Raw genomic sequence first — 9,139 nt, 5'->3', positions numbered from 1 at the left:
CCTGAAATCCCAATGGGTTCAGGCTTATTTGAAGTGCATGGTGTCAAACTCGAGTTAAATAGAGGAAAGATCAAGGGAGCAGAGACCCGGCTGCTCAATTTACGTACGACGGCTTGATCTGTTATTCGACTGGCTGGATGCGAAAGTAAATCGCATCGAGGAAACCATGAATCAGCGCTAAGATGTGTTGGAAGAAAAATTGATGAAGCGTCAAGAAAAACTCATTGAAGAGAGATATTGTAACACGCTTATGGCTGCTTCTTCCGCTTTACAGCGAGTAGCACAAGAAAGAATGGCTATTCATCAAGCGGTTCAAGAAGATATCTAAGAAGTGAAACAAGAAATTCTTCATCATCATGCAATCAAAGAAGAAGCTCAACCATTAGAAGATAAAAAGATTGAAAATCATGAAGAAAATCCAACTACGCGAACCTATAAATCACGAGATGTCTTAGATGAAGAAGCGAAACAAATCATGATGTACTTAAAAGATGCGAACCAACCGGTTTCCATTGATGAATTAAAAAAGGAATTCTCATTCCTACGTGAATATAAAGTACCTTCCCGGCCGATCCGCCAACAATATTTGAAGCGATATCCTAAAATTAAGGCAGTGGATACCGGTGTGTATCAATACATCAATGATGAAGTGGCAGCAACTGGTGAGCCCCTGTCTATAGCTGAATCGAATTCCTGATGAATAATAAAGAGGGACCAGCTTGCAGATCAAATCGCGTTACCTGTCATCGCCGCTCCCATGTTTCTTGTTTCTAGTCCGGATATGGTGATCGAAGCGTGCAAAGCGGGGATTGTGGGCTCCTTTCCGCTGCTGAATGCTCGTACATCAGATGTTTTGAATGACTGGATGGAACGGATTGCACGCGAACTTGCCCAGGCAAAGCTGGATAACCCGCATCGACGAGTGGCTCCATGGGCAGTGAACTTGATCGTACACCGATCGAATAAGCGATATGAAGAGGACCTGGAGCTCATTAAGAAGTATCAGCCACCGATCGTGATTACATCACTCGGGGACCCAAGTCTGGCTGTCCGCCTCGCGCATGAGTATGGGGGGCTTGTTTTTTCGGATGTCAGTACCCTTGTTCATGCCAGAAAGGCAGCTCAGAAAGGTGCAGATGGGTTAATTCTTGTTTGCAACGGGGCAGGGGGCCATGGCGGAACGATCAATCCCATTGCTTTCATGGGGGCGGTTAAAGAATTCTGGGATGGAATCACGATACTGGCCGGTTGCATTTCCAATGGGAGAGACATTCTTGCTGCAGAGGCTCTTGGCGCAGACTTTGTCTATATGGGAACGCGTTTCATTGCGGCTTCGGAAAGTTTTGCAAGTCCCGAATACCAACGGATGCTAATGGAATCAACCCTCGACGACCTCATTTATACGGATGCGTTTAGCGGAATAAACGCAAATTACCTGGTTCCAAGTATCCGGCAAGCGGGCCTTGATCCGGATCAGCTCGAGAAAAAAGCATCGTTGGATTTCGTTCCATCAAGTACCTCGGGACCAAAGGCCTGGAAAGACATCTGGTCTGCAGGGTAGGGAGTGGGTGCAATTAAGCAGGTGCAACCCGTTCATGCATTGGTAGAGCAGCTTCAGAAGGAGTATAACCAAGCATTGACTTCGTTAATTGCAAAGCGTTCGAAATAAATCGGCCAAACATACCCCCGTCTCCGGTTATGGATGATTGGGGCGCGATGATGTTTATTTTTATCAAATGCTGGATTGATACGATCTTATTAAGAATGATGGTAAAGGATGGTGTATTGGATGGCAGCGTTTTCTGCACTGGTTGTTAATAAAATGGAAGAGCAATTTTCGGTCGATGTAAAGGAATTGACATTCGATGATTTGCCACCTGGTGATGTGTTGATTCGTGTGGCTTATTCAAGTGTGAATTACAAAGATGGGCTAGCAGTTGACCCGAAAGGGCGCATCGTGAAATCCTATCCTTTTGTGCCTGGAATCGATTTGGCGGGAACGGTTGTATCATCCGAGAATTCACGATTTCGTGAAGGAGATGAGGTCATCGTAACCAGTTACGGGCTTGGGGTTAGTCATTTTGGGGGATTTAGCCAGTATGCTCGTGTTCCTTCTGACTGGGTTGTGCCGCTTCCGCTGGGGCTTACCATGAAAGAGGCAATGGCACTGGGAACCGCAGGATTTACAGCTGCGCTTTCTATTCAGCGGCTAGAGGAGAATGGTTTGCACCCTAAGAAAGGCCCTGTACTCGTTACGGGCTCTACGGGAGGTGTAGGCAGTGTAGCCGTTTCGATGTTGGCGTTAAGGGGCTATCATGTTGTTGCAAGTACAGGAAAAGAATCGGAACATGAGTACCTACGCCATCTTGGGGCAAAAGAGATCTTTCACCGAGCAGATGTTTCCCCCGCAAAGATTCAGCCATTAGACAAACAGCGTTGGGCAGGAGCGGTTGATCCAGTAGGGGGAAAGACCCTTGCCTATGTATTGAGTACTACCCAATACGGAGGGTCGGTTGCCGTTAGCGGTCTAACTGGCGGCGGTGAAGTCCCTGCGACAGTCTATCCTTTCATTCTTCGCGGTATTAATCTTCTTGGAATTGACTCCGTCGAATGTCCCATGCACATGCGCACAAAAATATGGGAACGGATGGCAAGCGAGTTAAAACCCAAAAATCTATTGGACCATATTGGCAGTGAAATAAACCTAAATGAATTGCCTGCCGTATTATCAGAGATCCTTAAAGGTACTATTCGAGGTCGGACCATTGTCAATGTGAAATAAATTTTTTGAAAAAAGGCTATCTCTCTACTAATAAGGAGTTATGTTCCTTTCAAAATATAAACCAGAAGACAAAGATAGAGGCTCTCCCTTCTGAGGAAGGTTGGGTCTCTTTTTTATTTCTGTAAGAGGTTGGCCGATTATGAAGATGTCCGCCGGGTAGCCGATCAAATTGGGATTCCCTATTATACTGTGAATTTTGGAGCCCGTACAACTAGGGACCTCTATTTCGTTGACGAGTGGAGGGATTGGAAATGCATTACCCTAACTTCCACTTTATTCCTGCCTTATCGGACTGCGGGGAGGGAGAGGAATGGGATGGCGATCGAGGATATATCGCTGACATTGTTTCCCGTTATATGGGGCAGATGGCGGGCATGGATGCCTATTTGTGCGGCCCTCCCATCTTAATCGAAACGACAATCAAGGCTCTTAGCGAAAAGGGAGTCAAGGGATCGAATATATACTATGATGAGTTTTGTTCACAGTAAGCTTCCCTGGGCTCTTTTACTGCTCATGCCACCTTAAAGGGGATTTTCTTATTAAGGTCCCCGCGAACTAAGTCTCCTGGTTCCAACCATGAATCGCCTGTGTCATGTCGGCGATGGAGGAGGTCAATAATGCTTTCCTTATGTCAATGTTTGTGACGAAATACTCCCCCTTTTTAAATAATGTCGTCATATGAATTGTGACAAGGTTTTATATGTCTATGAACAATTAGCTGATTGTCTCATGTATAATAAGGCTTGTAAGGGAAATTCAAATTTGTCGTTAATATCGATTTCAATTCTATTGCCGATTGAAAGGAGGGGTACTTATGATCTGGTTTGTCATTCTATTAATTGGACTATCTTGGCTGGCCCAAAGTGTTCTAGGTTTCTTCCAGATTCGTCATTTCAACAGAAAGTATGCGGAGCTGAGAAAATTAGGAAGGGTGGCGATAGGAAAGAAAACAGGATGGTTTAAAGCAGGTACGGTTGTCATGTTCGCCATTGATCGAAAGAATACCATTTTAAAAGCAGACAAGATGCAAGGGGTAACCGTGTTTTCGAGAGTCAAAGAAATGAAAGGGTTTGCAGGTAAAAATCTTTTGAGTCTTACGAGCGAAGATCTAAGTAAAGTCAATAAATTAACAAGGCTTGCCATACAAGATGCTTTAAATAGCTATGAGATCATCTCAAGAGGCGGGGAGCTTCGAGTAAAGAAAACGTGGCTAGACCGGCTTGTATCGAGCAGAAACAGTTAAAAAAAATAAAGCAAACGAGGTGAAGCAGCATGGATTTGATTATAAAACTAGCAGACGGTTTTATGAATCTGTTTGAAAAAGGCGCAGAAGTTTTTGTTGACTTAGTTACTGGTATCGTACCTCTACTCATTATTATGTTAGTGGCTATGAATTCACTCATTCGGTTAATTGGAGAAGAGAGAGTAGAAAGACTAGCAAAAAAATCAGGAAAAAACCCATTCACGAGATATTTTGTTTTGCCGGTGATCGGAACTTTCGTCCTGGCGAATCCTATGACTTTATCTTTAGGAAGATTTTTGCCGGAAAAATACAAGCCTAGCTATTACGCAGCAGCATCTTTTTCCTGCCATACGCATAACGGATTGTTTCCGCATGTTAATCCAGGTGAATTGTTCGTTTTTTTAGGGATTGCCGCGGGAATTACTCAACTCGGACTAGAAACAACGGAGCTTGCGATTCGCTACTTTCTAGTAGGTATCGTTACAAACTTTTTGCGAGGCTGGGTAACGGATTTAACAACGGCGTATGTGTCGAGACAGCAAGGAATTAAATTAAAAGAAACCATCGAACTTTAAGGGGGAATCACCATGAGCGCAAATCCTGTTGCGATCCAAGAAAGACGGACAGCATATGCATCGATAATGGTTAAGGCTGGACCGGGCGGCTTTGGTGGCCCGCTGATTATTACGCCTGATGAAAAAAGAAATAAAGTAGTTTATATCACCGGGGGAACCCAACCGGACATTGCAGAGAAAATTGCCAGTCTTACAGGCTGTGAATTGGTCAACGGGTTTAAAACGACAGTTCCAGAAGACGAAATGGCATGCGTCATTATCGATTGCGGCGGAACCTTAAGATGCGGCTTATATCCGCAAAAGGGAATCATGACCATCAATGTGATGCCGACAGGCAAAAGCGGACCTCTGGCTAAACATATTACAGAAGAGATTTACGTCTCTGGGGTTAAAACAGAGAATATTGAATTGTATGGCGGTGCGGCAACACCGGCTCAATCCAATATTCCAAATGAAAAAGTAGAAAAAGATAAACCTAAATCTAAGTATAGCACAGATAAGAAGATTACCGAACAGTCAAACGGAATAATGGCTAAGATTGGAATGGCGATGGGTTCGGTTATCAGTGTGTTCTACCAAGCCGGGCGTGACGCTATTGATACGGTCATTAAAACGATTTTACCTTTTATGGCCTTTGTGGCTATGCTGATCGGGGTAATCCTTGAATCTGGTATCGGTGATGTATTTGCTAAATATTTATCTCCCTATGCCGGTTCCCTCCCGGGACTGCTATTGATTGCCTTAGTATGCTCGTTCCCGTTATTATCTCCGTTCTTAGGACCTGGCGCGGTTATTGCCCAAGTCGTCGGAACGTTAATTGGTGTAGAAATCGGAAAAGGAAATATTCCGGCTCATCTTGCCTTACCGGCACTATTTGCGATTAACTCCCAAGCAGCAGCAGACTTTGTACCGGTTGGATTGGGCTTGGCCGAAGCTGAGGTAGAGACCGTGGAGGTTGGTGTGCCTTCCGTGCTGTATTCTCGTTTCTTAACGGGGGCGCCCACCGTATTTATCGCATGGCTAGCAAGCTTTGGCTTATATGATTAAGTTTTACAAGTATCGAATCTATTCATCTCAGTTGATACACATAAAAAAGTTGGAGGAATGATTCATGCAAACTATTTATCAAACCCAAATTAATAAAATTGGCTTATCCGTTGCTGATTTTCTTGCAGAAAAAATGTTTATTTTATTCGGGGACAACGCTCCTGCCGAATTAGCGGACTACTGTCTATTAGTTAAGGTAAATGAAATTGATGGTGAAATTGAGCAGGGTGACGTTTTGGTTTTGAACAATCAAGAATTTAAAATTACAGCGGTAGGCGATGCCGTGAAGAAGAATTTAGGTTCACTAGGACATATTACATTGAAATTTGACGGTTCTGATACTCCGCAACTTCCGGGGACGCTTTATCTTGAGGATGCTGAGATTCAAGTTCCCGAAGCGGGCTCATTCCTTAATATCGTAAAAAAGTAGGTTAGTAGAATCGATTTTCATAATAGGGAGGAAAAAAGAATGAAAGAAAAATCATGGCTTCAATTAGAAAATAAAGTAGCAATTGTTACAGGTGGTGCATCTGGCATTGGTTCGAAAATAACGGCTCAATTGGTAAAGAACGGCGCTAGGGTTATTGTTTCTGATCTGAATGTAAGTACAGGTGAACAGCCTGATGGAACTTACCATATCCAATGCAATGTTACCAATAAAGAAAGCGTTGAAAACATGGCAGCCCAAGTCATGGAGCGGTTTGGTACAGTAGATATTTTAGTCAACAATGCGGGTGTGAACCTGCCGCGTTTACTGGTTGACTTCCGCGGCGAAAAGCCAGAGTACGAGTTAAGCGAAAAAGATTTTGATTTCATGGTTGCTGTAAATCAGAAAGGTCCTTACCTGTGTGCCCAGGCAGCTGCAAGAGTCATGATCAAAAATAAGAAGGGTGTTATCATTAATGTTTCTTCTGAGGCGGGTATGGAAGGATCTGCTGGACAAAGCGCTTATTCGGCTACAAAAGGTGCTGTCAATGGTTTTACCCGTTCTTGGGCAAAAGAGCTAGGGAAATTTAACATCCGTGTAGTTGGTATTGCACCAGGCATCAACGAACAAACAGGCTTAACAACGGATGCTTATAATGAAGCTTTAGCGTACACGCGAGGAGTAACAGTAGAAGGTCTTGAAACAGATTACAGCAAATCCATACCGCTTGGACGGCCTGGAAAGCTGGATGAAATTGCCGAGCTGGTCACTTATCTAGCTTCGGAGCGGGCCAGTTATTTAACAGGTACAACGGTGAACATTTCAGGCGGAAAATCCCGTGGATAAATAACGAAAACAACTCTAGTAAATCTATCCTAATGATCCTGCTAATCGCGTGAGAGTGACTCGTTGCTCTCACATTATTTTACTTAGAAAGAAGGTAAGAAATGTTGGCAGAAAAAGTGTTTAGAATTACGAGTGATTCAGGCATTCATGCACGCCCAGCAACGGCCTTAGTTCAGACCGCTACAAAATTTTGTTCCGATATCCGTTTGGAATATAACGCCCGGTCTGTCAATTTAAAATCCGTCATTGGTGTCATGTCCCTTGGCATTACCCAAGGATCTGAAATTAAAATTATTGCTGAAGGAAATGATCAGGACGAAGCGATTGCTGCGATCGAAGCCATCATCGCAAAGGAAGGGTTGGGGGAATCATGATCATTCAAGGTATTGCGGCCTCTTCAGGAATTGCCATAGCAAAGGCCTATCGATTAGAAAACCCTGTCCTAAATATCGAGAAAAAGACAATCGCTGATGCGAAAATGGAAATCGAACGTTTTGAACATGCCATTGCAAAAGCAATGGCTGAATTAGAAGCTATCAAAGAACAGGCCTATCATGAGCTCGGAGAAGATAAGGCGGCCATTTTTAGCGCGCATCTTCTCGTATTAAGCGATCCCGAATTTATTGGCCCTGTGAAAGAAAAAATACAAAACGAGAAACTGAATGCGGAATATGTCCTAAACGAAACAGCCATGAAGTTTGTGAATCTATTTGAACAAATGGATAATGAATACATGAAAGAACGTGCAGCGGATATCCGTGACGTTACCAAGCGGGTAATCGCCCATTTGCTTGGGGTGCATATGTCTAACCCTGGAATGATCGCTGAAGAAGTGGTGATCATTGCCGAAGATTTAACGCCTTCGGATACAGCCCAGCTTAACCGTCAATTTGTCAAAGGATTTGCAACCGATATTGGCGGGAGAACTTCTCATTCAGCCATTATGGCGCGTTCTATGGAAATTCCTGCCGTCGTGGGAACGAAAGGTGCCACCGAGCATATTGAAAACGGAACCCTTGTTATTGTCGATGGTCTCAACGGACAATTGATTGTAAATCCATCCCAGGATATGATTCGTCAATATCAACAGAAGAAACAAGAGCTTTCAGCCCAACAAGCGGAATGGGCAAGGCTTCGGAATGAAAAGACAGTTACAAGCGACGGATATCATGTAGAGTTAGCGGCAAACATTGGCACCCCTGATGATGTGAAAGGCGTGCTGGGAAACGGTGCAGAAGGGATTGGGTTGTTTCGTACGGAATTTTTGTACATGGGCCGTGACAAGATGCCGACGGAAGAGGAACAGTTTGAAGCTTATAGAATCGTTTTGGAAAAAATGGAGGGAAAACCAGTTGTCGTTCGGACACTGGATATTGGCGGGGATAAGGAGCTTTCCTATCTGCAGCTTCCGAAAGAACTCAATCCGTTTTTGGGATTCCGGGCCATCCGGTTATGTTTAGAGGAACAAGAGCTTTTCCGTATCCAATTGAGGGCGCTTTTACGTGCAAGCATTTACGGGAACCTAAAGGTCATGTTTCCGATGATCGCAACCTTGGACGAATTCAGAAAGGCGAAAGAGATTTTTCTCGAAGTAAAAGAACAGCTTATCACTAGAGGCGTGCCTGTTTCCGATTCGATCGAAATCGGGATCATGGTCGAAATTCCATCAGCGGCGATTCTCGCTGATCGGTTTGCCAAAGAGGCGGATTTCTTTAGCATCGGAACGAATGACCTCATTCAGTATACCATGGCTTCAGATCGTATGAATGAACGTGTTTCCTATCTATATCAGCCGTATAACCCGGCTATTTTGCGCCTTATAAAAATGGTGATTGAAGCGGCCCGTAGAGAAGGCAAATGGGTGGGCATGTGCGGAGAAATGGCGGGAGATGAATTAGCGATTCCCATCTTGCTGGGACTGGGATTAGATGAATTGAGTATGAGTGCCGCTTCGGTCTTAAAAGCCCGTTCCCAAATTAAAAAGCTTTCCAAAAAAGAATCAGAAGCAGTGATAGAGAAAATTCTGGATATGAATACAACAGAAGAAGTCATTTCATTCATAAAAGAAACATTTTTCAATCAAGTTGTGAATGCTTAGGTAAGTTAGGAGGTTAGGAGGCCTTTCCCGTCATAGGAAAGGCCTTTTTCTTTATTTTTGGCTCTGTTATCCTTGATTGTTGATTTTTTTGGACATGTGGTTCGTTATTTCCGCGAAAAAC

12 protein-coding genes are annotated in these 9,139 nt (G+C 43.9%); all 12 read left to right on the top strand.

Going from position 1 to position 9,139, the window contains the following annotated elements:
- The first annotated feature begins 202 nt into the window (after positions 1 to 202).
- The 12 genes from ABLT31_RS35065 (at position 203) to ptsP (ending at position 9,018) form a co-directional block, all read left to right on the top strand.
- Positions 203 to 328: a hypothetical protein gene (locus tag ABLT31_RS35065; protein WP_367760292.1), complete on the top strand. Its 126-nt coding sequence runs from the start codon at positions 203 to 205 to the stop codon at positions 326 to 328.
- Positions 329 to 331: 3 nt separating this feature from the next.
- Complete coding sequence (locus ABLT31_RS35060) at positions 332 to 697, top strand: hypothetical protein (RefSeq protein WP_367760291.1); 366 nt, start codon at positions 332 to 334, stop codon at positions 695 to 697.
- Between the two features lie 3 nt (positions 698 to 700).
- Positions 701 to 1,561, top strand: coding sequence for an NAD(P)H-dependent flavin oxidoreductase (locus tag ABLT31_RS35055; RefSeq protein WP_367760294.1), 861 nt, complete (start codon positions 701 to 703; stop codon positions 1,559 to 1,561).
- A 228-nt stretch (positions 1,562 to 1,789) separates the two neighbouring features.
- Positions 1,790 to 2,782, top strand: coding sequence for an NADPH:quinone oxidoreductase family protein (locus ABLT31_RS35050; RefSeq protein WP_367760290.1), 993 nt, complete (start codon positions 1,790 to 1,792; stop codon positions 2,780 to 2,782).
- 251 nt (positions 2,783 to 3,033) lie between these two features.
- Positions 3,034 to 3,270 (top strand): ferredoxin reductase domain-containing protein, encoded by a 237-nt coding sequence (locus tag ABLT31_RS35045; protein ID WP_367760289.1) that lies wholly within the window; start codon positions 3,034 to 3,036, stop codon positions 3,268 to 3,270.
- 326 nt (positions 3,271 to 3,596) lie between these two features.
- On the top strand, positions 3,597 to 4,025 hold the full coding sequence (locus ABLT31_RS35040; protein ID WP_367760288.1) for a transcriptional regulator GutM: 429 nt from the start codon (positions 3,597 to 3,599) through the stop codon (positions 4,023 to 4,025).
- Positions 4,026 to 4,054: 29 nt separating this feature from the next.
- Positions 4,055 to 4,600: a PTS glucitol/sorbitol transporter subunit IIC gene (gene srlA, locus ABLT31_RS35035; RefSeq protein ID WP_367760287.1), complete on the top strand. Its 546-nt coding sequence runs from the start codon at positions 4,055 to 4,057 to the stop codon at positions 4,598 to 4,600.
- 12 nt (positions 4,601 to 4,612) lie between these two features.
- Complete coding sequence (gene srlE, locus ABLT31_RS35030; RefSeq protein ID WP_367760286.1) at positions 4,613 to 5,647, top strand: PTS glucitol/sorbitol transporter subunit IIB; 1,035 nt, start codon at positions 4,613 to 4,615, stop codon at positions 5,645 to 5,647.
- 64 nt (positions 5,648 to 5,711) lie between these two features.
- A complete protein-coding gene (locus ABLT31_RS35025) occupies positions 5,712 to 6,077 on the top strand; it encodes a PTS glucitol/sorbitol transporter subunit IIA (protein ID WP_367760285.1) in 366 nt (121 codons plus the stop codon).
- Positions 6,078 to 6,116: 39 nt separating this feature from the next.
- The gene (locus tag ABLT31_RS35020) at positions 6,117 to 6,920 is read left to right on the top strand and encodes an SDR family oxidoreductase (RefSeq protein WP_367760284.1); all 804 of its coding nucleotides are present in this window, start codon (positions 6,117 to 6,119) and stop codon (positions 6,918 to 6,920) included.
- A gap of 101 nt (positions 6,921 to 7,021) precedes the next feature.
- Positions 7,022 to 7,294 (top strand): phosphocarrier protein HPr, encoded by a 273-nt coding sequence (locus tag ABLT31_RS35015; RefSeq protein ID WP_367760283.1) that lies wholly within the window; start codon positions 7,022 to 7,024, stop codon positions 7,292 to 7,294.
- A complete protein-coding gene (ptsP, locus tag ABLT31_RS35010) occupies positions 7,291 to 9,018 on the top strand; it encodes a phosphoenolpyruvate--protein phosphotransferase (RefSeq protein WP_462976581.1) in 1,728 nt (575 codons plus the stop codon). Before ABLT31_RS35015 ends, ptsP begins: the two co-directional genes overlap by 4 nt.
- The last annotated feature ends 121 nt before the right edge of the window (positions 9,019 to 9,139 follow it).

It is taken from the genome of Ammoniphilus soli, assembly GCF_040813775.1.
Note: the sequence above shows the minus strand (reverse complement) of the source record. Positions and strands in the feature narration are given on the sequence as shown.

Bases quoted from the DNA above. Each gene is read 5' to 3' on its own strand.
- ABLT31_RS35065 (WP_367760292.1), top strand. From the start codon at position 203: ATGAAGCGTCAAGAAAAACTCATTGAAGAGAGATATTGTAACACGCTT.
- ABLT31_RS35050 (WP_367760290.1), top strand. From the start codon at position 1,790: ATGGCAGCGTTTTCTGCACTGGTTGTTAATAAAATGGAAGAGCAATTT.
- ABLT31_RS35045 (WP_367760289.1), top strand. From the start codon at position 3,034: ATGCATTACCCTAACTTCCACTTTATTCCTGCCTTATCGGACTGCGGG.
- ABLT31_RS35040 (WP_367760288.1), top strand. From the start codon at position 3,597: ATGATCTGGTTTGTCATTCTATTAATTGGACTATCTTGGCTGGCCCAA.
- srlA (WP_367760287.1), top strand. From the start codon at position 4,055: ATGGATTTGATTATAAAACTAGCAGACGGTTTTATGAATCTGTTTGAA.
- srlE (WP_367760286.1), top strand. From the start codon at position 4,613: ATGAGCGCAAATCCTGTTGCGATCCAAGAAAGACGGACAGCATATGCA.
- ABLT31_RS35025 (WP_367760285.1), top strand. From the start codon at position 5,712: ATGCAAACTATTTATCAAACCCAAATTAATAAAATTGGCTTATCCGTT.
- ABLT31_RS35020 (WP_367760284.1), top strand. From the start codon at position 6,117: ATGAAAGAAAAATCATGGCTTCAATTAGAAAATAAAGTAGCAATTGTT.
- ABLT31_RS35015 (WP_367760283.1), top strand. From the start codon at position 7,022: ATGTTGGCAGAAAAAGTGTTTAGAATTACGAGTGATTCAGGCATTCAT.
- ptsP (WP_462976581.1), top strand. From the start codon at position 7,291: ATGATCATTCAAGGTATTGCGGCCTCTTCAGGAATTGCCATAGCAAAG.